This window comes from Thalassoglobus polymorphus (assembly GCF_007744255.1).
Taxonomy (GTDB): Bacteria; Planctomycetota; Planctomycetia; order Planctomycetales; family Planctomycetaceae; genus Thalassoglobus; species Thalassoglobus polymorphus.
Genome location: NZ_CP036267.1, coordinates 3,332,295 through 3,355,691, shown reverse-complemented (window position 1 = coordinate 3,355,691; position 23,397 = coordinate 3,332,295). Strand labels below are relative to the sequence as shown.

18 protein-coding genes are annotated in these 23,397 nt (G+C 50.0%); 13 read left to right on the top strand and 5 right to left on the bottom strand.

Annotated elements, in window-relative coordinates:
- The first annotated feature begins 55 nt into the window (after positions 1 to 55).
- The 4 genes from Mal48_RS12080 (at position 56) to Mal48_RS12065 (ending at position 5,639) form a co-directional block, all read left to right on the top strand.
- A complete protein-coding gene (locus Mal48_RS12080; protein ID WP_145199537.1) occupies positions 56 to 1,795 on the top strand; it encodes an NCS2 family permease in 1,740 nt (579 codons plus the stop codon).
- A gap of 782 nt (positions 1,796 to 2,577) precedes the next feature.
- A complete protein-coding gene (locus Mal48_RS12075) occupies positions 2,578 to 3,843 on the top strand; it encodes a hypothetical protein (protein WP_145199535.1) in 1,266 nt (421 codons plus the stop codon).
- Positions 3,840 to 4,709, top strand: a complete 870-nt coding sequence (locus Mal48_RS12070; protein WP_197441655.1) for an ATP-grasp domain-containing protein — start codon at positions 3,840 to 3,842, stop codon at positions 4,707 to 4,709. The genes Mal48_RS12075 and Mal48_RS12070 overlap by 4 nt, the downstream gene beginning before the upstream one ends.
- Before the next feature lie 3 nt (positions 4,710 to 4,712).
- Positions 4,713 to 5,639, top strand: a complete 927-nt coding sequence (locus tag Mal48_RS12065; protein WP_231739496.1) for an inositol monophosphatase family protein — start codon at positions 4,713 to 4,715, stop codon at positions 5,637 to 5,639.
- A gap of 101 nt (positions 5,640 to 5,740) precedes the next feature.
- On the opposite strand, the gene Mal48_RS12060 is transcribed toward Mal48_RS12065, so the two are convergent.
- On the bottom strand, positions 5,741 to 6,274 hold the full coding sequence (locus Mal48_RS12060; protein ID WP_145199533.1) for a DUF456 domain-containing protein: 534 nt from the start codon (positions 6,272 to 6,274) through the stop codon (positions 5,741 to 5,743).
- Between the two features lie 367 nt (positions 6,275 to 6,641).
- Here Mal48_RS12060 and Mal48_RS12055 point away from each other — a divergent pair, with 367 nt between their 5' ends.
- From Mal48_RS12055 to Mal48_RS12035, 5 genes are all read left to right on the top strand, one after another.
- Positions 6,642 to 8,183 carry a B12-binding domain-containing radical SAM protein gene (locus Mal48_RS12055; protein ID WP_145199532.1) on the top strand — a complete coding sequence of 514 codons (1,542 nt, stop codon included), beginning with the start codon at positions 6,642 to 6,644 and terminating at the stop codon, positions 8,181 to 8,183.
- Positions 8,184 to 8,443: 260 nt separating this feature from the next.
- Positions 8,444 to 9,487 carry a uroporphyrinogen decarboxylase gene (gene hemE / locus Mal48_RS12050; RefSeq protein ID WP_145199531.1) on the top strand — a complete coding sequence of 348 codons (1,044 nt, stop codon included), beginning with the start codon at positions 8,444 to 8,446 and terminating at the stop codon, positions 9,485 to 9,487.
- A gap of 21 nt (positions 9,488 to 9,508) precedes the next feature.
- On the top strand, positions 9,509 to 10,276 hold the full coding sequence (locus Mal48_RS12045; protein WP_145199530.1) for a 3-ketoacyl-ACP reductase: 768 nt from the start codon (positions 9,509 to 9,511) through the stop codon (positions 10,274 to 10,276).
- 92 nt (positions 10,277 to 10,368) lie between these two features.
- Positions 10,369 to 11,265 (top strand): alpha/beta hydrolase, encoded by an 897-nt coding sequence (locus Mal48_RS12040; RefSeq protein WP_145199527.1) that lies wholly within the window; start codon positions 10,369 to 10,371, stop codon positions 11,263 to 11,265.
- A gap of 76 nt (positions 11,266 to 11,341) precedes the next feature.
- Positions 11,342 to 13,423, top strand: a complete 2,082-nt coding sequence (locus tag Mal48_RS12035; protein WP_197441654.1) for an alpha/beta hydrolase family protein — start codon at positions 11,342 to 11,344, stop codon at positions 13,421 to 13,423.
- Positions 13,424 to 13,468: 45 nt separating this feature from the next.
- Here Mal48_RS12035 and Mal48_RS12030 read toward each other — a convergent pair whose 3' ends face one another.
- A complete protein-coding gene (locus Mal48_RS12030; protein ID WP_145199523.1) occupies positions 13,469 to 14,203 on the bottom strand; it encodes a HisA/HisF-related TIM barrel protein in 735 nt (244 codons plus the stop codon).
- A gap of 178 nt (positions 14,204 to 14,381) precedes the next feature.
- The gene (locus Mal48_RS12025) at positions 14,382 to 15,119 is read right to left on the bottom strand and encodes a DUF4339 domain-containing protein (RefSeq protein ID WP_145199520.1); all 738 of its coding nucleotides are present in this window, start codon (positions 15,117 to 15,119) and stop codon (positions 14,382 to 14,384) included.
- A gap of 202 nt (positions 15,120 to 15,321) precedes the next feature.
- Between Mal48_RS12025 and Mal48_RS12020 the strand changes: the two genes are divergently transcribed.
- Positions 15,322 to 16,443 (top strand): M24 family metallopeptidase, encoded by a 1,122-nt coding sequence (locus Mal48_RS12020; RefSeq protein ID WP_145199517.1) that lies wholly within the window; start codon positions 15,322 to 15,324, stop codon positions 16,441 to 16,443.
- Positions 16,444 to 16,478: 35 nt separating this feature from the next.
- Here the strand turns inward: Mal48_RS12020 and Mal48_RS12015 are convergent, their stop codons facing one another.
- Positions 16,479 to 17,360, bottom strand: coding sequence for a ThuA domain-containing protein (locus tag Mal48_RS12015; RefSeq protein ID WP_145199514.1), 882 nt, complete (start codon positions 17,358 to 17,360; stop codon positions 16,479 to 16,481).
- Between the two features lie 390 nt (positions 17,361 to 17,750).
- Here Mal48_RS12015 and Mal48_RS12010 point away from each other — a divergent pair, with 390 nt between their 5' ends.
- The 3 genes from Mal48_RS12010 (at position 17,751) to Mal48_RS12000 (ending at position 21,885) form a co-directional block, all read left to right on the top strand.
- Positions 17,751 to 18,245 (top strand): YfcE family phosphodiesterase, encoded by a 495-nt coding sequence (locus Mal48_RS12010; RefSeq protein ID WP_145199511.1) that lies wholly within the window; start codon positions 17,751 to 17,753, stop codon positions 18,243 to 18,245.
- A 122-nt stretch (positions 18,246 to 18,367) separates the two neighbouring features.
- Positions 18,368 to 20,335 (top strand): YjhG/YagF family D-xylonate dehydratase, encoded by a 1,968-nt coding sequence (locus tag Mal48_RS12005; protein ID WP_145199508.1) that lies wholly within the window; start codon positions 18,368 to 18,370, stop codon positions 20,333 to 20,335.
- A 251-nt stretch (positions 20,336 to 20,586) separates the two neighbouring features.
- Positions 20,587 to 21,885 carry a DUF1501 domain-containing protein gene (locus Mal48_RS12000; RefSeq protein ID WP_145199505.1) on the top strand — a complete coding sequence of 433 codons (1,299 nt, stop codon included), beginning with the start codon at positions 20,587 to 20,589 and terminating at the stop codon, positions 21,883 to 21,885.
- 137 nt (positions 21,886 to 22,022) lie between these two features.
- Here the strand turns inward: Mal48_RS12000 and Mal48_RS11995 are convergent, their stop codons facing one another.
- Positions 22,023 to 23,183: a serine hydrolase domain-containing protein gene (locus tag Mal48_RS11995; RefSeq protein WP_231739493.1), complete on the bottom strand. Its 1,161-nt coding sequence runs from the start codon at positions 23,181 to 23,183 to the stop codon at positions 22,023 to 22,025.
- Between the last annotated feature and the right edge of the window lie 214 nt (positions 23,184 to 23,397).

Below are 23,397 nucleotides of genomic sequence, written 5' to 3'. Positions count from 1 at the left end.
ATTGCGGCAGGCAACTTCGGTTCATACGTTATGTCTACAACCCGCCGCCAAGAATATGAAACTCTTCGTTAAACGTGACCTCGACGGTTTTTTTGGTTTATTCATCGACAATCTGGTTCAGTTTCTGGTGATCATTTCGTTCTGCGAATTGTTTTGCGGAATGACGGGAGAGAATTCGAGGTTTCTCTACAAAATGATTTTGCCCGGAGCTGCGATCAGCATTCTGGTGGGCAATTTGTTTTATGCCTGGCAAGCACATCGGCTTGCCAGAAAGACGGGGAGAGATGACGTTACGGCATTGCCGTATGGGATCAATACCCCGTCGATCATTGTGTATATCTTCTTCGTGATGGGGCCAGAGTTCCAGAAGACTCAGAGTGCGGAGGCAGCCTGGAAAATGGGACTGGTCGCCTGTCTGGGAAGTGGAGTAATTGAACTCGTCGGTTCGTTTGTTGCCGAAAAACTTCGTCGCAACACGCCACGCGCGGCACTTCTTTCGACACTCGCGGGAATCGCCATCGGCTTCATCGCGATGACGTTCACGCTTCAGATTTTTCAAAAGCCGTTGATTGCAATGTTGCCTCTGGCGCTGGTCTTGATTGGCTTGTTTTCACAAATACGGTTACCGTTGGGCTTACCGAGTGGATTGCTTGCAGTCACTCTGGGGACAGCTTTGGCGTGGGGATTGATGCTCTTGCAACGAGCCGTTCCATCAGCTCCGGAATGGCTGACGTTTGGTGCCGCTTCGATCGATGCCGTCAAAGCAGCGACCGAGAATGTTGGACTTTCCTTGCCGGTTTGGTCGGGCGAAGCAATCTGGTCAGTCGCTCAGAACATTCAAGAAATCTTGCCACTTCTTTCGGTGATCATTCCGATGGGACTCTTCAATGTGGTCGGAAGTCTGCAGAACATCGAATCTGCTGAGGCTGCTGGGGATTCCTATCCGACCGCTCCTTCAATGGCCGCCAATGGAATTGGCACGATTGTCGCTGCGTTGTTTGGGAGTTGTTTTCCGACGACGATTTATATTGGTCACCCGGGGTGGAAGTCTTTGGGGGCCAGAGCTGGCTACTCGACGCTCAACGGGGTCGTCATTGTCGCTCTCACATTGACTGGGCTCATTAGCCTTGTCGCTGGGATTGTTCCCATTGAAGTGGGAGCGGGGATTGTCTTGTGGATTGGTGTGATCATCACAGCTCAGGCATTTCGAGCAGTTCCTGAAAACCATGCTCCAGCAGTTGCTGTCGGACTGTTCCCTGCAATTGCGGCTTGGGGAGCGGTGGTGATGATGGGGACGCTCATGTTGGCCCAAGGAAATTCGCTTCAACAGGTCATTTCACCAACGGTTGAAGCAAGTGAAGTGAAAGCCAACGATGTCTCGTCTGAAAGTGTGCAAAAAGAAGATCCGAAGAAAGTCATTACTGCCGTAGAAAATCCTCATCCGACAGCAGAGGTGAACGGGTTTCTAGTTCACGGTCTGCTGCTCATGGAGCGTGGATACATCTTTACATGTATGATTCTGGCAGCGGTCTCTGCGTGCCTGGTTGACCGAAAATTTATCGCAGCTGGCGTTTGGATGCTCTGTGCGTCTGCGTTGACGTTTCTCGGGGCAATGCACGCGTATCAAGTCTATAATGGGATCACGTTTGACTTTTTGTTTCGGTTTGTCGACCCGGTTGCTGGCGGAGTCTATTACCGTGCCAACGATCTTGCGATCAGCTATCTTCTGTGTGGCCTGCTCTTCATCGGGCTCTCGCGCTGGGCAAATTCGCAACCGGTGCAGCCTCATGCGTGATTCGATGTGATTCGATTCTTATTCTGAACGAACAGATAAGGGATTGTCCAGATTTCTGAGAGAAGCGGAGTTCTCCTCGTTTGATGAAGAGACATCGTCTTGTAAATTTTTCGCTTCGCTGAAGTCGTTTTGAAATTCGATCAACAGGTCGCCGTCACGCAGCTCAACTTCTTCAACCTGTTCTCGATTTTTTGAGTTTCTTCACTGCGTTCTGAAACGGCACGAACTGGTCCCACAATGCGGTGACTCATCTTAATAAGATCGCAGCTGCAGTCAGGAGGAGGGGAAGATACTTGCTCTGAAGACTCGAATGGAACTCCGTGAAGCTGATGACCGGTCCGCCGTTCTTTTTGCTTCTTGGCAGCCATGGTCGCCTCTTAAGGACAGCAATTGTTGAATCTTGTCAACTGCATGTCGGATGCAATAGCATGCTGAAAAAGAAGCGTGAATTTTCTATGCGGGTGTATTGCTCGCTAGGGCGATTTCGATTTTACAGCAATTTCGGGTGATTCTGATTAAGAAACGCGAACAATCTTTTGAACATCTTTTTACCGCTGTTGTGACTCCTGAGTGGTTCATTCGAACTGAGCTGGAACATTTTGGGAAAAGAGGTGCGTGATCGTTCTCGTGGAGATGAGTGGTTTATCACCTGAAGCAACTCTTCATGGGCACAAGACGCGTTAGAACTGGTCCTGTAACTTGAAATTGCTCTCTCAAACATTGAGACAAGCGGCTATTCCAGAAGTTTTCGGACTGGTTCTAAAGCATTTGCGAAAAAACTTATGGCTATTGAATTTCATTGTCCTTACTGTACTGCGACTGTCCGGGTTGGCGACGACGCCTCTGGGAAGATTGGTCGCTGTCCGAAATGCGATACGCGTCTCCGGGTTCCAACAATTCCCTCGCCGGCCCCTCAAACCGCCCCCTCTCCTGAGACCGGTGCGGAAACGCCGGTTGATCCGCCTGCGAACGCAAATCCAGTTCAACTTCCGACAGCAGATTCGCTTCAAGGGCAAGCCGATCCAGGTTTCGCGGGGCCTCCCGAGGGAGCGGTTGAGTCTCCTGCCGAGGAAGCTCTCTTTCCCGATCTCAATGCCCCGAAGGATCCGAAAACTCTCGGTCAACTTCCCGTAGTCCCGGTGACGGATGATCCGGTGACCTCGAAATACATTCGGCGTCAGAAGAAGAAGAGAGCAAGCCTTAGCGGGTTGATTCCTCCGATTCTATTCGGAAGTATTTTTGTCAGCGTTGGGATTTGGTTCTACATGAGTTCACAACCCTCATATGAAGGGCTTCTTGAGGGGGAGCGTCTCAATCCGAGTCAAAGTATTCGTCTTGAAATCAAGGGGGCTGACTTCAGCATCGATCAGAAAGTTTTTTCGCAAATCGTGGACGAAGTGCGCAAGCGACCGAGTGCCGTTCGAAGCAATCTTGTCAACTTGCAATTCAGTGCCGGTTCGAAAGGGTTGGAAATTTCTCTTCGTCCAGGCAGCGAAGCTGATTTGGTGAAAGTCCCGATTTTGCAACTGGAAGCTGTCGATCAATATTATCAGGAGCATCTTGATACGCTGGAAGATGCACGACTTGATGAGTTGAAAGCAGGCTTGATATCACTCTCCGAAGACTGGACCAATGCTCCTGAAGGGGAGAAAAACAGCACCTTGCCGAACTATCGAAATCAGGTCGTCTATAACTCGTTTGTAAAAGGTTTAGGACGGATTTGTTACGCCAGCGTTGGCAATGCGATATATCCTTGCGTCCACGAGAATTCGGAAGGGGATCTCTACTTTCTTGTTCCTGTCGGAACCAAAGAGTTTTGGATCAAAGAACGGAGTGAACTTCCTGAGACACCATTTTTCCCTTCGAGCTTTCTGGTACATGTGCAGGTTGCTCGCCCTCAACTTGAGGAGGCAGAGTTGGTTCCGGTTGAGAACGCTTCTGAGGAAGAAGCGACTGGCGAAGAAGATTCCAGTCCGACATCTGATGAGTCAATGGAACCCGACTCGGATGCGGAAACCTCCCCCAACATGAAATCGAGTGGCACGTGAAAATCTCTGTTCTTGGGAACGAGGGGAGTTGGTATGTCGATGAACTTTCACGTGCCTCGGCGCAACGTGGACATTCGTGCGAACGGGTTGACTTTCGATCTCTAACGAGTTCGGTGGAGGGGACTTCAACAGACGTCTCGGGCGGTCATCACTCGCTGTTCGATTCTGATGCCATCATTGTGCGGACGATGCCGCCGGGATCGCTTGAGCAGGTTGTGTATCGCATGGATGTGCTCTTGCAACTGCATCAGGCTGGGAAAACGATTCTTAATCATCCTCGTGCGATCGAATGTGCAGTCGATAAGTTTTTAACGACTTCACGCCTGGCTGCGGCTCAAGTTCCTGTTCCACGTACGATCGTTTGTGAAACGACTGATCAGGCGATGGAAGCATTTCAAACTCTCGGTGGCGATGTCGTCGTAAAGCCGATCTTTGGAGCAGAAGGGCGCGGGATCTTCCGTCTCTCCGATCCGGATCTGGCGTTTCGTTCCTTTCGTACTCTCGAACGTCTCAACAACGTTCTTTACATTCAAGAGTTTATTCACCACGAAGGATTCGATGTGCGGGTGATGCTGCTCAATGGCCAGATTTTGGGAGCCATGAAACGCAAAAACCTGACTGACTTTCGGACGAATATCTCTCGAAACGGGAGTGCCATGGCTCATCTGGTGACGGATGATGAAGCTCATCTTGCACTTTCTGCAGCGAGAACTGTCCATGCGTGTTTCGCTGGTGTCGATTTGTTGTACGATCTTGCGGGGCGTTGTTATGTGATTGAGGTGAACGCCGTTCCGGGATGGAGAGCGTTTGCTCAAGCGACTCAAGTTGATGTCGCAGATCGAGTAATAGAACATTTGGAGAACTAGCTGATGTCATTGTCTGTCGAAAGTGTGATCGCTGCACTTATGAATGATACCCCTGACCTCGTACGTTGGTCCGGGGCAATCGCTAAGAAATTGAGAACGTTCAACATCGCACTGGAAGGCAAGTCGTCAGGGAATGCCAACACCGATGCACTGACTCTTGCTGATTTGACCGTTCAGGAACTTGTCGTCTCCGGGCTGCGGGACAGGTCGCCCATCTTGCGTGAATGCCGATTGGAAGCAGAAGAAGAGAACGGAGACCTCGACGTCTTTAACGAGCAGGCGGAATTGACGATCGCACTCGATCCAATCGATGGGACAAAGCAGTTCCGTGATCGGACTGGGGACGGATATTCCGTGATGATTCACTTACGAAATCGAAGTGAGGTGTTGTTCTCGTTAGTCTTTTGTCCGGAAGCTGGCCCGACTGGAACCTGGACTCTGGCCTATGACGAAACACTGAAATGCGGACCGGATGACACTTCGGTTTCGGCATTGGAATGTTTGCAGAAGATGCCGCCAATCGACATCGCGACTCGCCCCAATTCGAACAAGATCTATTTGATCGGATTTCAAGCCAACGACCCGGTGAATGCTCAAAAAGTTACCGACGCGGGCCTTGAAGGATTTGCTCCGGACGACACGCCGGGCAGTATCTACCCGCTTCTGGCGACCGGTGATTTCGGAGGCTCACTCATTCACAGTCCGAATATCTACGACTACCCCGTCTCAATGCAAATTGCTCGGATGCTGGGGGGGAACAGTGTTTGGGTCCACAATGGTGAGGCTGTTCATTTCGATGAGACCTGGATGGACGATCGCGCATCAATGCTGAGATTGCCCGGGATCGTCGCAACAGCAGACTGCGAATCAAAACTCAAAATATTGGTGGACCTTGCAAAAGACTGGAGCCAAGTCCGCTATTCCGATTGATGAGAGCAGTTTGCTCTACCGAGTGCCCGTGAAGAACGCATTTCACTTGAAAAATGCTGTTCGCCACGAGGCAGAACCTGCAGGCCAATTCGAAAGATGCGTTAGAAATCTACAAAGCTGTCGAGAGTAATCAGAAAAAGAATGATCGCGCCGACGGCCATCTTGCCGACGGTGCCGATCAGTCTGCCTATCATTGCTCCTTTTCCAATCGCGATTCGCTCACCATGGAACCGATCTTGTTCTCCCAGGTAAGCTCCCACAAAGGCCCCGATGGCTCCTCCTGCAATTCCTGCGATGGCACTTCCCATGACTGGAATGGGAAGCCCGAGGATGGCACCGGCGATACTTCCGGTAATGGCTCCCACGATTGAGAAGATAGCTCCACGTTTTGAGCCCCCTTGCTTGGCAGCTCCGGCGGCACCGGCTGAGAACTCGACGATCTCTCCGAGAATTGCCAGAATGAAACTGATGCCGACGATCGTCCAGCTCAGATGTGGAGATTCCGTCTCGGGAAGGAACCAGGCATAGGTGACTGCTAATGCGACCATGATCCAGTTCCCCGGAGCCATGAAGATCGTTGCAGACCAAGCGAGTGAATTCGCGATCAGCAAAATTGTTGCGTAGAGATAGATCATCAGAATTTCATGCCTGTCCGAAAACGTAAATCGTTTGCGTTATCCGCTATGATTGAGACTGTACTTGAGTTTTGAGTCCAATGATCATTCGCTCGGTCGAAACATTTTACCGAATCGCTCAAATCTTCGGAGGCTTGAAGTGTCCGGCGTTTCAATCCCGATTACAATGACAATTCAACGAGAGTATCTTTCGAATTGGTGTTCAGAACGTAAAGACTGGTATTGGACCAGTTCTGAAACACTTTTGTGGTTCTTGTGGCTGTGAAGAGTATATTTCATCTGATAAATCGCTCACTTCCATGGGATTGATCGCCCACAATCATCATTTCGAAGCATGCTCTAAATCTCTGTCCCTCTTCGGTACTTCATGCCTGATATTGTCCTGACAACATTGAATGCTCGCTATTGGCACAGTTCCTTTGGGCTGCGTTATCTTATAGCGAATATGGGGCCGTTGGCGGAATCGACGGTGATGCTGGAGTTTGGCATTAATGAGAACCTCGCGGACGTTCTAGAATCGATCGTCTCGCAAAATCCGAAGATCGTTGGAATCGGCGTCTACATCTGGAACATTGAACCGGCAACGAAGTTGGTCGCAGATCTCAAAAAGTTGCGACCTGACATCACAGTTGTGATCGGAGGACCAGAGGTCAGCTACGAAAGTGAGCAACAACAGATTGTTCAGCTGGCGGACTATCTGGTCACCGGTGAAGCTGACCTTGCGTTGCCCGAACTTTGTCGAAATCTTCTGGCAAAAACTCCTCCGCTTGAAAAGGTCATCCCCGGCGGTGTTCCGGCACTTTCTGAAGTGAAGATGCCGTATCATTTGTATACGGAGGAGGACATTAAGAATCGCGTGATCTATGTGGAAGCCTCGCGCGGCTGTCCGTTCACATGTGAGTTTTGCCTGTCTGCTTTGGAGATTCCCGTTCGTCAATTTGATGTCGACGAATTTCTCGGGAAGATGCAACTGCTTCTCGATGGTGGTGCGAAGCAGTTCAAGTTTGTAGATCGTACGTTTAATCTGAACATGCGAGTCAGCAAGGCGATATTGCAATTCTTTCTGGATCGGTATCGCCCGGATCTTTTTCTTCACTTCGAAATGATTCCAGACCGGCTTCCTGATTCGCTGCGAGAAATGATTTCCCGCTTTCCGCCGGGAGCATTGCAATTCGAGATTGGTGTTCAAACATTTAACGACGACGTTGGAGACTTGATCAGCCGGAAACAGGACAACGAAAAGCTGGCTGAGAATTTTGAATTCCTGCGGAAAGAAACCGGCGTCCACATTCATGCCGACCTGATTGTCGGACTTCCGGGAGAGACTGTTGAAAGCTTTGGAACCGGTTTTGACCGGCTGCTCAAACTGAATCCTCAAGAGATTCAAGTCGGAATCCTCAAACGGTTGCGCGGGACGCCGATCACGCGTCATGATGAAGACTGGGAGATGATCTACAGCCAGTCCGCACCTTATGAAATTCTCAGCACGAAACTTGTTCCGTTCGAGGATCTTCAACGGATGCGTCGGTTTGCGAAATTCTGGGATTTGATTGGCAACAGCGGGAACTTTTTGGAATCTCGCGAACTGATCTGGAGCGATGCGAATTCTCCGTTCGTCGAATTTCTTAAACTCTCCGACTGGCTTTATGCTCGCGAAGGGCAGTCACATGGGATTCCACTTACGCGACTGGCGGAGCGGATGTTCAACTTTCTCGTTCAGGTGCAGCAACGTTCTGAGGAAGTTGTTGCCCATGCGATCTGGAATGATTACACGCGTGGGGGGCGAGAGGATCGACCGCACTTCCTGAGGAAATTCGATCTCCCACATCCACGAAAACGGACTCATGAAGCCAAAGAACTGCCGCAGCGACAATCTCGTCATGTCGTGGGAAACACGGGGACTAAGTGAATTGTCAGAGAGCCGTGTTTCTAGAGCTTTCCCCGAAATGATACAGGCGTTCTCTCTCGTGACAGATAGTCTCTGAAGCCACAAAAGTGATTTTCGCGGGCAGGGGCAGCATCGAAAATGATCTGGATCAATTTGTAAATGCAGATCCTCGCTGACAATTTACGTTTGATTGTTATGATCTCCATAGAGACAAATAGAATTCCTCTCGGTGAGTGAACCGAACTGCGACGTGACCACACTTTTGAATAGAAGTCGAAGAGATGATGACTCCAGAACTTTATAATAGTCGATTCATGAAAGCGGCTCGTTGCGAGCCAACCGATTGTACACCAGTTTGGATCATGCGACAGGCCGGGCGTTACCTGCCTGAATATATGGCAGTTCGCAGTAAGACAACTTTCATTGATCTCTGTAAAACTCCGGAACTGGCTGCGGAGGTGACACTGACCGCACGCGAAGTTTTAGGAGTCGACGCTGCGATTCTATTCGCGGATCTGTTACCGATTTTGCAACCGATGGGGTTTGATCTTGAGTACGTCAAAGGCGAAGGCCCGGTCATTCATAATCCGCTGATGGCTGCAAGTGAAATAGATCGAGTCAAAGCGGTCGATGACGTTGAAATTCTCAGCTATGTTTTCGATGCGATCAAGCTTATCCGCAACGATCTGCCGAGCGATATTCCATTGCTGGGATTTGCCGGAGCTCCGTTTACACTTGCTTCGTATGCGATCGAAGGTGGTGGGTCGAAAAACTACATTCGCACAAAGACCATCATGTACAACGATGAAGGTGCATGGGATGCCTTAATGAATCGGCTCGTCGATTCGCTCGGGAAATATTTGAACGCACAAATTGAAGCGGGTGTTCAAGCGGTGCAGATTTTCGACAGTTGGGCCGGTTGTCTCTCTCCCTCTGACTATCGACGATACGTTCAACCTTACACGAAGAAGTTGATTGAGGCAGTTCAGGATGAGACTCCATTAATCAACTTTTTAACTGGCAATCCTGCATTGATTCCGGACCAGGTCGAAGCTGGTGGTGACGTAATTGGAATCGACTGGCGGATTGACTTGGCTGAGGCCCGCAAGATTGTTGGCAACGAACGAGCGATTCAGGGAAATCTTGATCCGATATCGCTTTACGCAAATCTGGATGTTCTCGAAAGTCGCACCAAAGCTGTGCTCGATGCCAACGCCGGACACCCCGGGCATATCTTTAATCTTGGCCACGGTGTCCAGCCAGATATGAATCCCGACAACGTCAAAGCTCTCGTTCAAATGGTTCATGAACTCAGTGCAAACTGAGTAAAGGGAAGTTGAGATTTCATGTCGAAAGTTGCACTGATTACAGGTGGAGCCCGAGGGATTGGGTTGGGGATCGCGAGGAAACTTGCGCAGTCTGGCTGGTCGTTGATGCTCAATGGAGTGCGACCTGCTGAGCAGGTTCAAGATGTCTTGCAGGAGTTTTCAGACCTTGAAGTCGACGTTGCCTACTGCGCAGCGAACATTGGTTGCTCCGATGATCGAACGAAATTGATTGAGTCAACGCACCAGAAGTTTGGCCGGCTTGATGCGCTCATCAACAATGCCGGGATCACGTCTCCCGGACGCAAGGACATTCTGGAGGCAGACGAAGAGGCGTTTGACAAGGTGATTGATATCAACTTGAAGGGGCCATTCTTTCTGACGAAACTTGCTGCGCAGCTGATGAAGTCTAGTCGAGATGCTGCAGAAGTCCGCGGGAGCGTAATTTTTGTCTCGTCGATCTCTGCGGAGTTCGTTTCGGTGAACCGTGGTGATTACTGCCTTTCGAAAGCGGCTCTTGGAATGGCAAAGGATCTGTGGGCGACGCGACTCGCTGAGTTTGGAATTGATGTGTATGAAGTCCGACCGGGAGTCATTCGAAGTGACATGACTTCCGGGGTCACTCAGAAGTACGACGAGCTGATCGCAAATGGTCTCACACTTGAACGTCGGTGGGGGGAAACCGAAGATGTTGGCAAAGCTGTCCGCGCCCTGGTTGAGGGAGAGATCCCGTATGCAACGGGACAGGTTCTAAAGATCGATGGCGGGATGACAATTCATTCTCTTTGATCAGTGATGAGCCTTTGCTGTCCTTGCGAGGCCATTGGCGAGACCACTAACATGCAGGGTCAAAACGAGACTCAAATAAATCGGGATGAACGATGTTGCGATTGATGCCTTTGCTGCTATTGATGGGGATGGTGACAGTTTGTTTGGCTGGGGACGAACAGTACGAACTCGGTGAAGATTCCATGCGTCACGAAGGAGTCCCGCGCGGCACGGTGACGAACCATGTCTGGAAGTCAGAAGTGTTCCCAGGATCGATTCGTCATTATTCAGTCTATGTTCCTGAGCAATATGATGCGGACACCCCAACCGCGGTGATGGTCTTTCAAGACGGTCACACTTACCTTGATGAAAAGGGGCAGTTCCGTGTGCCGGTTGTCTTTGACAATCTCATTCACAAAGGTGAGTTGCCGCCGATCATCGGAATTTTTATCGACCCGGGCTATCTGCAAGACGAACTCCCGAAGAAACGAGGTTGGCGACCGCGACCGCAAAATCGAAGCTTCGAATACGACACGCTCTCGGATCAATATTCTCGGTTCCTGTTAGAAGAAATTTTGCCCGAGGTCGGCAAGCACTACAACCTGACGAAAGATCCTGACCAGCGCGCCATCTGCGGGATTAGTTCAGGAGGAATTTGTGCATGGACGGTTGCCTGGGAACGTCCAGATGAATTTCGCAAAGTCTTAAGCCATGTCGGCAGCTTCACCAACATTCGTGGTGGTCATGTCTACCATGCATTGATTCGAAAAACAGAACCCAAACCGATTCGAGTGTTTCTTCAAGATGGCTCTGGAGACCTCGACAACCAGCATGGGAACTGGCCTTTAGCGAATCAACAGATGGCGAAATCGTTAGCTTTTGCAAAATACGATCACAAGTTTGTCTATGGCGAAGGTGCTCACAACGGGATTCATGGCGGTGCAATTCTTCCTGATTCTCTGCGTTGGCTTTGGCGAACTTCAGAAGCGAAAGACTCCGTTGAAAAGTAATTATCGCTCGCTACACAATACATAATGTTCCCTTCCTCCCTGATCCCGCCCCAGTTTTGACACCAGGAGAACAGCTTTGTTTTCGTTGAAATTCCATCTTCTCGGCTCTTTTGTTGCGTTTTCCCTGATCATCAGTACGTCTGGCGATGCTCAAGATTCGACCACATCAACAGGCGACGAACTTCTTGCCAGGTACTTCGCTGCTCAAACCGCAATCGTGACAAAAGACTCTCTTGCAGATGTCAAAACGCTTGAAGACTGGACGAGGCAGCGGGAAGAGCGTCACGCGCAACTTCAGGAGATGTTAGGTCTCAAACCTTGGCCAGAACGTTCTCCGTTGAAACCAGTCGTGACCGGCACGCACACGCGCGAGGGTGTGATTGTTGAAAACCTGCATTTTCAAGCAATGCCAGGTTTGTATGTGACCGCGAATTTCTATCGTCCCGAAAAGCAGGAGGGACCGCTCCCCGCGATTCTCTATGTTTGTGGACATGGAGGAGTCAAAAAGGATGGTGTGAGCTACGGGAACAAAACGCACTATCAACATCATGGAGCATGGTTTGCGAAAAATGGATTCGTTTGCCTGATGATTGATACAATTCAGCTTGGTGAGATCGAAGGGATTCACCATGGAACATACAAGTACGGCATGTGGTGGTGGCTCAATCGTGGTTACACATCAGCCGGAGTCGAAGCCTGGAACTGCATTCGTTCGCTCGACTACTTGCAGTCCCGACCCGAGGTCGACGGAGAAAAAATTGGTGTCACCGGTCGGTCAGGTGGAGGAGCGTATTCATGGTGGGTCGCGGCTCTTGATGATCGCATCAAGGCTGCTGTTCCCGTAGCTGGAATCACGAATATGCATAACCATGTTGTCGATGGCTGTGTGGAAGGACATTGCGACTGCATGTATATGGTCAACACATTTGCCTGGGATTTCCCGATGCTGGCTTCACTGGTTGCTCCACGACCACTGCTGATTTCCAACACAGATAAAGACCGTATCTTCCCACTTGATGGTGTGGTCGATGTCTATGCGAAAACTCGTCGCATCTATGAGCTTCATAATGCTCTCGGAAATATCGGCTTGAACATCGCTGAAGGTCCTCACAAAGATACTCAGGAGTTACGAGTCAACGCGTTTCACTGGATGAATCGATTCCTGAAAAATGAGAATCCACTCATTGATGTGACAGCGACACCGTTGTTCACTCCGGAAGAACTCAAGGTTTTTGATGAACTGCCCAAGGATGAACGAGTCACCTCGATTCAGGAATCCTTTGTTCCTATGGCAAGTGATACGTTACCGCAAACTCAAAAAGAGCTCGATGCTCTCCGAACGACAGCAATGCTAAAGCTGATGTATCGAAGTTTTCTGAACTCACCAAAGGTCCCCGGCTCGGATGTCTCATCATCGAAACCAACACAGTCTTGGGAGAGTGATGAGGCGACGCTTTCCGTGATCGAGTATCGTCCAGATGCTGTCTATTCGTTACCGATGTTTGTACTGAAACAAAAGAATGTTTCAAAGTCAAAAGGTGTCCGTGTATTTGTTTGTGACGCTGAGCTCTGGTCAGAAATCAACCCGCGTCTTGCAACTCAGTTCCCGGATTGTCCTTACTTCTCGAAGGTGCAAACTTCAAAAACAGAAGGGAAACTTCCTCATCACCGACCCGGAGAAACATTGGTGATTCTTCCGCCACGAGGAGTTGGCCCAACGGCATGGAACACAAATGAAAAGAAGCAAACGCAAATCAAACGACGTTTCGCTCTGCTCGGTCAAACTCAGGACAGTGTTCAAATCCATGACATTGTTCAAGGAATCAACACTCTGGAAGAAATGAAAGAAGTCCCGTTGCACATCCAGGGGAGAGGCCAAGCTGCAGATTGGCTGCTGTTTGCTTCGATGTTTATCTCTAAGGATTCAAAGATCGACCTCGTCAATCTGAGTGACGATCTGCGGGATGGTCCGTACTTGTTGCAGGTTTCGCAGTTTTTGACAAAACCACAAGCCTTGTTGATCGCAGCGAGTCAGGTGAAGTCACTTGCTGTTCAATGCGAAAGTCCTGAACAAGACGCCGCTTGGGGATCTGTTGAGAAAGTGGCTCAACAACTGGGGTGGAAGAAGGATAAATTCAACGTTCAGCCTTCTCAATAATAAGCCTTGGTCCAGACTGCCGGTGTGGTGCCGATGTTGATCGCATTATTTGCGTTGTTGAAATTGCATCCACTGCGCGGGTGTGATTTGCCCATCGTGCAGGGCTGAAGCAATGAGAACTCCGTTGACATGACATTCGGTCAGCGGAGTCAGATCTGAGAGTGAACGAACGCCTCCGCCTGAGATAATTTCGACGTCTGGGTAAGCACTTCGAATTTGTTGGCAGAGTTCCACGGTCGAAATCCCTCGCGAAGTTCCCACACCTGCAATGTCGAGGACAATCATTTTCTGAACGCCGATTGCAATCGCTTCGTTGACAATCTCAAGCGGCGGTCGAGATTGGTCTCTCTTTTCAAGCGGTTTTCCGTTTTTTAAGTCCAGACTGAAAACTGTTTGCAGTGGTCCGATCTCGCTCAGGACAGTTGACAGGGCTTTCATATTGGGCAACGCTTCGAGTGGAACGACGACTTGATTCGCTCCACATTTCAGGAGGTCGACTGCAGCCTGCGGAGTAACAGCGCCTGCATCGACGATGAGATTGTGCCCAGTTTTGCTGAGCGAGGAAATCTCTGCGGTTGATTTCCCATGTCCGGTCAATGCATCGAGGTCAGCGATGTAAAGGGTTTTGACGTTGAAATGTTTTTTGAATGCGAGAGCGGTTTCGACTGGATCTGAGCCTTCAACAAGGCAACTCTGATTCGCCTGGTATTCTTTTCGGTTTCCAGCAATACCACGAACAACTTGATGCCTCATCAGATCAAGTACGGGAATCAATTCCAACAGTCTGCTCCTGCTCTATCACATTATTCGAATGAGTGTTCGCATCCTGCTTTTGTGAGACATCATTGAACATGGCCTAGAGCAGTTTACTCTACCGTGTGCCCGTGAAGAACGCATTTCTCTAGTGAAATTGCTGTTCGCCACGAGGCAGATCCTGCAAACCAATTCGAAAGATGCTCTAATCGTCGAGGATAAGTTCCACTCCTCGAGCAGCCCAGTATCCCAGAAAACCAGTCAGGAGCATGGTATCAACCAAGAGCGTGATGAACAGTATCGGAGTGCATTCACCCCAAAAGGGGAATTCGTGGGGAAAAGTTTGACTTTGTCCCGGTTTGGGAAATCGCTGCATGTTCGCAATTGACCAGTTCACGATCAAAATGCCTGCGAGATTTGCGGATACGATCGCTGAGCCAAATCGAAACCATCGATAAAGTACAGCAGTAGAAAAGAGTGAACGAGAAGCATCTGCGATTTTTCTCCTCAGCGACTTTGGTTTGAAAGATCGCTCATTCAGTGCCTCGGCAGCAACGTTCGCAATTTCGCGAGTGAGATCAAAATCGTCTCGATCGTCCTCGAAGGTGTTCAGGATTTGAGATCGATCCAGACTGCCCGGGATCCGAGGAAATCGCCCAACTTCGGGGGACGCTGCTTGTGTAGGGTCTTCGTTCGTTCCAACAACGGCAATTGATGCTTGCCTTTCTTGTTGTTCAGCTTCCCAAATTGCCAGAACGTCGTCCCGACCGGCCAAGTGAAACAATCCGACAACAGCTGCTGCCGGAATCCACTGGGAATCCCAGTCCGCTTTGACGAGATCGTCGGTCGACAGATTTTCTTCACGGACGTGCATCACTAATTCACGAAAAGTGATCGGCCCATGAATCTCTCCGTTCAGTCGATAGTGGTACTCAACTGCCATAATTCAGAAACTTCTTCTCAAACCAAATCAATCACGTGTGAGGCTACTCTTCGAAGGTGACCGATTTCAACTGAGCCGACATCGGTGTCCAACCTGGTTACTTCACATCTTCATCGATGTTGCACACCGTCCTTGCAACGATGCCGATGGAATCTCACAATTCAACCTCAAACCCTTTTGTTAATTCAGCACAAATCACAACATGACTCAACACTCTCCCGCGCTCTCACCTGAACTTTGTCGTGAGCGACAATTGCGTCTCAAAAAAGTCCTGGAGCAGCATTCTCTTGATCGAGCGATCATCACCTCTCGGGAAAACATCCAGTATCTGACCGGTGTCCGGACCCATCGATTGATGCAGGCGGCATTATGCCTGGAACTCGACGGGAATTGTACACTGGCAGCACCGAATCAAATTCCTGAAGAAGCGGCCGTTGATGAATGTGTAACTTTTGCAGCTCAGTGGCATTCAACATTACGTCAGGAACAACTCGCGGTCGCGCTGAAAGTGTTATTCGAGGCAGTCGGATCTGAGGCAAAACATCATGTTGGTCTTGAAGCGACTGCTGGCGGAAATTTGATGATTCGGAACTTGAGCGGTTCAAATCCCAATTTCACAGATCTTGATGCCGATCTCTGGAAACTTCGCAGGCGAAAAGATACCGACGAATTGGAGATGATCCGAAAGGCGATTTCCTGTACCGAGGCGATGTATGCCAAAGCGAGAGAAATCATTCAGCCCGGGATTTCTGAACTCGAAGTCTTTAATCAGTTGCACGCCGCTGCTGTGATCGAAGCTGGAGAGCCGTTGACTGCGTTGGGGAATGACTATCAGTGCAACTCTCCTGGCGGTGCTCCGCGGGAAAGAATCGCGGCTGATGGAGAGTTATTCATTCTTGATCTCGGTCCAGCATACCGCGGGTACTATGCGGACAACTGCAGGACTATCGCAGTCAATCGACAACCGACCGACATTCAGCATCAAGCCTGGGAAGCAATTGTGAATGTTCTCAACATGGTCGAGGAGACGGTAAAGCCTGGTGTTTCCTGTCGAGCTCTCTTTGAACGCGCCCAGCAGATGCTTGATGAATTTCAGGAGGATGCTTTCTTCCACCATCTCGGTCACGGGTTCGGGCTGTTCCCGCACGAGGCACCGCATTTGAATCCAAATTGGGATGACTATTTTGAAGAGGGGGACTGCTTCACAGCCGAGCCGGGGCTTTACACCGAAGCTTTACGAGCCGGGATTCGGCTGGAGCAGAATTACGTTGTGACAGATTCCGGTGTCGAGCGGCTGACAAATTTCAGTTTGGAAATGTCGTAACCCGGTCGACACCAGTTGATGAAAGGGAGTTCAGGTTATTTCTTTTTGAAGTTCCCAGCTTCAAAATCTGCTTGAGCTTTCTTCTCTTGAGCTGCGGAGACTTCTGGATTCGGTGTGGCGTCAATTTCAATTTCTCCGCGCATCCATCTCACAGCATTTGCGATGGAGTCAAGATACGGTTGCTGAGTCCATGTCTCTTCTCTGTGCCCCAGATTGTTGAAGTAGACTTTTCCTTCGCCGTAATTTTTAATCCAGCAAACAGGGACATGGTATCCAAATTCCGTTGGAACGGGATTCTTTGTCGGGCTCTTTGCATAGTTGAGGCTCAGTAACACTCGCACTTTTTCAGGTTGCCAGTGGCGGTACATGTAAATTTCTTCCAGCTGCGTGTGGTTGGCTCCAAAAGGAGAGACGAGCGGATTTTCGAGCTCGTGGTTTGTGAGCGTCACCTGTGTTCGTGCAGTCCAGGGATGGCTGATGAAGGTTCCGCCGATCATGTCCCAGTATAATTTTTCTTCTCGAAAGGTGTCGGCTGCAGAATGAAATCCGAGAACGCCGTGACCTTTTTGCTTCAACCAATCATTGAAAAAATAGTCCATGTTCTCTTTGGAGATCGGCAAGTCGCCACTCGTGTAGAAAGCGACGATGTCGTAGTTCTGTAAGTTTTCTTTTGTGAAATCGGCTTCACAATCTTGCGTACAATGGACTTCAAACAAGCCAGTTTGCTCGCCAAGTTGGGTGACCGCAATTTCCGCGGGCGCCAGTGATTCTTTCCGTTTGACCGAGCCGTGAACAAACCCTTTGCTTTGAGTGACAAAGAGAACTTTGGACGGTTTTGGCTTCTCGGCAGCGAAAGCCAAACTGGAGACCGAAAGAGAGAGGCAACTGATCACAGCGATAACGGGACGAAGGTTCATCGAGAAATCCTGAATGAGAAGACGTTGGAGGATGATCTCGGTATCATACGGAGACCGACGAAAATTGTCAGTCGTCAACAGCTCTTTGAGCTCGTGAAATTTCGCGGGAGATTGGAGCCTCATCGTTTGGAGAAGAATCACGAATCGAAGCAGGTTACTGTACCGCGCGCCTCTGATAGAGGCTTTTCAACAGTCAAATGGCTGTTCATTACGTAGCTGAACCAGAAGACCAATTCAAAAAAACACTCTCCGCAACAGTTGAAATGACTGATTGTTAAGTCAGATTGAGTCTCCGGGGGAAGCGTCCTTCGTGATCTGGTTGCTGATCAATATTGTCCAGAGAACCAACTTTTGAACTCTATCTTTTAAACTTTTAGTGAAATTGGGAAAATGCAAATTGGCGTGATTAGCGATACGCATAGTAATCTTGATAATGCTTCCAGGGCGGCCGAGATTCTTCGAGAACATCAAGTTGAAGCCGTGATTCATTGTGGCGACATTGGATCGCCGACCATTGTTCATGAGTTCACGGAATGGCCGACACATTTTGTGTTTGGAAACGTCGATCATGAAGAAGCACTTTTGCGACATGCCATTCGCGATGCCGGTTTGACATGTCATGATCGGTTCGGTGAGATCGAACTGGAAGGGAGAAAGATTGCATTCCTGCATAGTGACAATCGCACGAAATTCGATAAGACAATCTCGTCAGGCAAGTATGATCTTGTCTGTTATGGACATACTCATCTCGCAGAATCGCACCTGGAGGGCAACACGCTTGTTCTCAATCCGGGGGCGTTGCATCGTGCGAATCCGCATCAGTTGGCAATCGTTGATATAGAGACGATGTCGGTTCAGCATCATGTGCTTTATCCCGATGAATAGAACCAGTCCGAAAACTTCTGGAATAGCCGCTTGTCTCAATGTTTGAGAGAGCAATTTCAAGTTACAGGACCAGTTCTTCAAACGTTCAACAAGCTTTCGACTTATAACAGAGAAAGAAGAGAATGACGCTGTCTTCAAAAACCCTGCTTGAAGGAAATCGATCCGATCTCTACGAAATCAGAACGCATGGTGACGGGCCAAAGGGGGAATTGCCTCTCGATGAAAAAATGCTTCTGAACTCTCCGAGCGGCGACTTGTTCGGGATGACTCAAAACGCGGGGATGGGGTGGGACCCTAACGATCTTCTTAGAGATCAGGTTTTGATATTGAGCACGATGGGGGGGATTCGCGCTGAAGATGGCCACCCGATTGCCTTGGGGTATCACACTGGACACTGGGAGGTCGGACTTCTGATGCAGGAAGCTGCGAAAGTCTTGGACGAAAACAAATGCCTGCCGTTCGCGGCCTATGTTTCTGATCCGTGCGATGGTCGATCTCAAGGAACGACGGCGATGATGGACAGTTTGGCGTATCGCAACGATGCCGCTGTCGTCATGAAAAGACTCATTCGTTCGTTGCCGACCCGCAAGGGGGTTGTTGGTGTGGCAACATGTGATAAAGGGCTTCCTGCAGCCATGATGGCCTTGGCCTCTCAACATCGCTTACCCTGTATCATCATCCCAGGAGGCGTCACGCTTCCCCCGACTGTCGGAGAAGATGCTGGGAAAGTCCAGACAATCGGAGCTCGCTTTGCACATGGTGAGATTGATCTCCATGAAGCTGCCGAAGCAGGGTGTCGAGCCTGTGGGTCCGCTGGGGGAGGCTGCCAATTTCTGGGGACGGCTGCAACGTCTCAGGTCGTCGCAGAAGCCATGGGGTTGAGTTTGCCACACACTGCTTTGGCTCCATCTGGCCAACCTGTTTGGACGGATGCAGCGACTCGGTCTGCTCAAGCTTTGGTACAGATGATTGCAGACGGGACGACGATGCAAGACATTCTCACCGAAGATGCCATTCACAATGCGATGGTCGTTCATGCTGCCTTTGGTGGATCGACAAATCTGCTTTTGCATATTCCCGCAGTTGCATTTGAAGCAGGAATCCGGCGTCCCGATGTTGAAGACTGGAACCGAATTAACCGAGCGACTCCAAGAATTGTGGACGTTCTTCCGAATGGACCGATCGGTCACCCGACTGTTCGCGTGTTTCTTGCGGGCGGTGTTCCCGAAGTGATGCTGCATCTGCGCGAGTTAGGCCTTTTGAAACTCGACGCACGGACGCCCGCCGGATTGTCACTGAATGAAGTCCTCGACTGGTGGAAAGCATCTGAGCGAAGAGAACGCTTCCGAGACTTGCTCAAGGAGAAAGACGGAATTGATCCCGACGATGTGATTCTTCCTCCATCACGAGCAAAAGAGAAAGGTTTGACGAGTACCGTAACTTTTCCCGTAGGAAATATCGCTCCTGAGGGCTCTGTCATCAAAAGCACAGCTATCGATCCGAGCGTTGTTGACGAAGATGGTGTTTACCGAAAAGTCGGTCCGGCGAAAGTTTTTACATCTGAAAAAGAAGCGATCAAAGCTGTCAAAGGTATTGGAGACCGTGAGGTTCAGGCGGGTGACGTCTTGGTTTTAATGTGTCGCGGTCCTCTGGGCTCGGGAATGGAAGAGACATACCAAATCACTTCCGCTTTAAAGTTTCTGCCTTGGGGGAAGGAAGTCGCTGTCGTTACAGATGCGAGATTTTCCGGTGTTTCAACAGGTGCCTGTATTGGTCATGTCGGGCCGGAGGCGTTAGCAAATGGTCCTATTGCGAAGCTTCAAGATGGAGACTTGATCGAAATTGAGATCGACTGCCTAAAGTTAACCGGGACAATCAATTTTGTCGGAACCCCGGAAAATCGAGTCACATCAGAGAAGGGGGCTGAAATTCTGGAAGCTAGAGAACGCAGAAATGACTTGACTGCCGATCCTGACCTTTCTGCAGAGACCCGCTTGTGGGCACTTTTGCAGCAGATCAGCGGAGGAACTTGGGGGGGATGCGTTTATGATACTTCTAAAATTGAAAACCAACTGAAATCGGCACTGTAAATCGACAGACCTTGATCTGTAACGGTCGACAGACAATCATAGATGATGAGGAACTGTCTGCGGACATCTGGACTGAGTGATTCCTCAGTGCCAGATCAGCGTTCGAATCAGTTCTATGAACACTTTCGTCTATATTGTGTCCGCGAATTGAGCGTCTTGTCAGGTGATTGGCTGTGTGCCACGAGACAGGACTGCGACACCTTTATTAAAACCGCTCTCGTAGATCAAATTGTTGTTGTGGGAATTCATGCATGTTCATAAATCGAAGAGATGTTCTGAAGTCGAGTGCAGCCGGGATTTCGACGTTCGCTGCAGCGAATTCCATTCGTACTTTGCAAGCTGATGAATCGACTAAAGAGGTCCGCGGAAAAGCTGAGCACTGCATCATGATCTGGCTCGGTGGGGGATCGAGTCAAGTTGACACCTTCGATCCGAAGCGTGTTTCCAAGGACGGACTCAAAGATCCCGGCTCTGCCTACCCGGCAATCGACACCGCGATTTCTGGAGTTCAAATCTGTGAGCATATGCCTAAAACGGCATCGCTGATGGATCGTTGTGCGCCAGTAAGAACGGTGCATCATGATGTCATCGATGAGCACGCCGCCGCGGCCTACCGCATGCATACCGGTAGACCGACAAGCGGAACAGTCGTCTATCCATCCCTCGGATCACTTGTTTCGAAAATGCGTGGTCCGATCAACGACCTTGTCCCCAGTTACGTGCTGATGGGCAATCCCTCGCCTGCGCGGGAACCTGGTTTTCTGGGGGCGGAGCATGGATATATTTATCTGACTGAAACGAAATCCGGTCCGAAGGGGCTCACACGCCCGAATCGAGTGACCGACGAGCGGCAGAAACGCCGCTTGCAAATGCTGGAGAAGATGCGTTCTCAGTATGCTGCCAAACATGCAGACGAAACGATCATCAAGAATTATCTTGCAGCGATGGAGCAGGGCTTTCGGCTCTCTGGACCTGAGTTCATGAGCACCTTTGATTTAGAAAACGAACCAGCCGATCTTCGTGAACAGTATGGCGATGAGTTCGGTCAGCGATGCTTACTTGCCAGAAGGCTCCTCGAACGTGGAACGCGATTCGTAGAAGTCTCATTCAATTTGAATTTTGTCAACGGGACGGGCTGGGATACACATCGCGAAGGGCAGAAGAAACAGCACTTGCTCATTCAAAGTCTGGATCATGCTTTCTCTGCACTCATTGAAGACCTTGAAGAGAAAAAATTGCTGGACAAAACTCTACTGGTCATCGCTTCTGAATTTGGTCGTCCATCCAGCTTCGATAGTTTGGGAGGACGTGGACACCATGCGAAAGCGTTCACTGTGATGCTCGGCGGAGGGGGACTGAAAACCGGACAGGCGATCGGGACAACAGACGAACTCGGGATGAATATCGTTGATCGACCGGTTTCGGTGCCAGACTTGTTTGCCACTATTCTCGCCACACTCGGAGCGAACCCTCACGAAGAACTCTACGCCAGTGCTCGCCCCGTTCCCGCGACTGATGGTGGTGTCCCGATTCGCGAATTGTTCTCGTAATTCACGAGTAATTTTTTACGGGAAGATTTGCCGTCAAGTGGTCGGGCAGACTTCGACCACTTTGGCGAATGGGCGGGGAAGAAACAGCGGATCGAAATTCTTAGGCTGCTCAGGTCGGAAGCAGAGGGCAGTTCTGATTATTCAATCGCAGCGGCTGCGATCGTGGCAATTCGTCCAGCGAGCGAATTGACTGAGCCCTTTCCATCTGGATGAACGCGATTGCTTAGGAAGATGACAAAGAGGTCCTGCCCGGGGTCGATCCACAATGCGGTCCCGGTGAACCCGCCATGCCCGATTGCCTGATCACTGAGCAGGTCACCTTTGTTTGATGAGTAACCAGTCTGCTTATCCCAGCCGAGTGAACGAATTCCGCTTGAGACTTCGATCGGCTGCGTCATTTCTTTGATGGTTTCTGCTTTCAAAATTCGCGTTCCAGCAAGCGTCCCGCCGTTTAAGACCATTTGAGCGTATCGGGCAAGATCCTGCGCGGTTGAGAACAGCCCGGCATGTCCTGCGATTCCATCCATTTCATAGGCGCGGGGATCGTGAACTTCGCCTTGCATCCACGTCTCATTTCGTTCTTGTGTTACGGCAGCACGCTCCTTGAGAGTTTCGGCTGGCGTGTAGCCCGTTTCCATCATTCCAAGTGGACGAAAGATGTTTTTGCGAGTGAACTCATCCTGAGTTTGCCCGCTGAGCCGCTCCACGATTTCTCCTAAAACAATAAAACCGACGTCGGTATACATGAACCTTTCACCCGGGGCAGCACGAAGAGAAAGATCGTGAATTTTTTGAAACGCGACCTTTCTTCCATCTTGATAGTCCTTGATCGAGTTGTCGGGAATCAAGCCACCCTGGTGTGTCAGAAGTTGCTTGATTGTGATCTGGTCTTTTCCGTGCGATGTGAACTCGGGAAGGTACTTTGATGCGGGGGCATCGACATCAATTTTGCCCTGTTCGATGAGCATCATGATGCTCGTCGCGGTTGAAACCGGTTTCGTCAGCGAGGCCAGATCAAAAACTGTATCGAGTGTCATTGGGACTCGTTGCGGTTTCAGTTGCCGGAAACCGTACGCTTTTTCAAAGACAACTTTCCCTTTGTGCCCCACCAGTACGACACATCCCGGCATGTTTTCACGACGCAGGCCATCCGCTACCACGCGATCAATTCGTTCCAGTCGAGCTTCATCCATGCCGACTGCGGATGGGGAAACGCGTTCGAGTATTTTCTCCTCAGCCGCCCCGGTCGCTGAGATCAGTAAGCAACACAAAGATGAAACGAAAAACAGACGCAACATGAGCATGATCCAATTTTGAATAAGGTCGATGGCCGTCAAATTTAGCATGCCTTGCTGGAAATGATCCAGTCTCTTGTCGGAACTGGATCGCCACGTTTCAAATCAGAGGCATCGGGCCACAAGGATCTCGCTGACAAACATGTGTTTAATTCGTGGATTCGGCGAAAGCGAAATTCACGATTTGAACACAGACGGAGCAGTGACGCAGTCGTTA

Bases quoted from the DNA above. Each gene is read 5' to 3' on its own strand.
- Mal48_RS12080 (WP_145199537.1), top strand. From the start codon at position 56: ATGAAACTCTTCGTTAAACGTGACCTCGACGGTTTTTTTGGTTTATTC.
- Mal48_RS12075 (WP_145199535.1), top strand. From the start codon at position 2,578: ATGGCTATTGAATTTCATTGTCCTTACTGTACTGCGACTGTCCGGGTT.
- Mal48_RS12065 (WP_231739496.1), top strand. From the start codon at position 4,713: ATGTCATTGTCTGTCGAAAGTGTGATCGCTGCACTTATGAATGATACC.
- Mal48_RS12060 (WP_145199533.1), bottom strand. From the start codon at position 6,274: ATGATCTATCTCTACGCAACAATTTTGCTGATCGCGAATTCACTCGCT.
- Mal48_RS12055 (WP_145199532.1), top strand. From the start codon at position 6,642: ATGCCTGATATTGTCCTGACAACATTGAATGCTCGCTATTGGCACAGT.
- hemE (WP_145199531.1), top strand. From the start codon at position 8,444: ATGATGACTCCAGAACTTTATAATAGTCGATTCATGAAAGCGGCTCGT.
- Mal48_RS12045 (WP_145199530.1), top strand. From the start codon at position 9,509: ATGTCGAAAGTTGCACTGATTACAGGTGGAGCCCGAGGGATTGGGTTG.
- Mal48_RS12040 (WP_145199527.1), top strand. From the start codon at position 10,369: ATGTTGCGATTGATGCCTTTGCTGCTATTGATGGGGATGGTGACAGTT.
- Mal48_RS12025 (WP_145199520.1), bottom strand. From the start codon at position 15,119: ATGGCAGTTGAGTACCACTATCGACTGAACGGAGAGATTCATGGGCCG.
- Mal48_RS12020 (WP_145199517.1), top strand. From the start codon at position 15,322: ATGACTCAACACTCTCCCGCGCTCTCACCTGAACTTTGTCGTGAGCGA.
- Mal48_RS12015 (WP_145199514.1), bottom strand. From the start codon at position 17,360: ATGAACCTTCGTCCCGTTATCGCTGTGATCAGTTGCCTCTCTCTTTCG.
- Mal48_RS12010 (WP_145199511.1), top strand. From the start codon at position 17,751: ATGCAAATTGGCGTGATTAGCGATACGCATAGTAATCTTGATAATGCT.
- Mal48_RS12005 (WP_145199508.1), top strand. From the start codon at position 18,368: ATGACGCTGTCTTCAAAAACCCTGCTTGAAGGAAATCGATCCGATCTC.
- Mal48_RS12000 (WP_145199505.1), top strand. From the start codon at position 20,587: ATGTTCATAAATCGAAGAGATGTTCTGAAGTCGAGTGCAGCCGGGATT.
- Mal48_RS11995 (WP_231739493.1), bottom strand. From the start codon at position 23,183: ATGTTGCGTCTGTTTTTCGTTTCATCTTTGTGTTGCTTACTGATCTCA.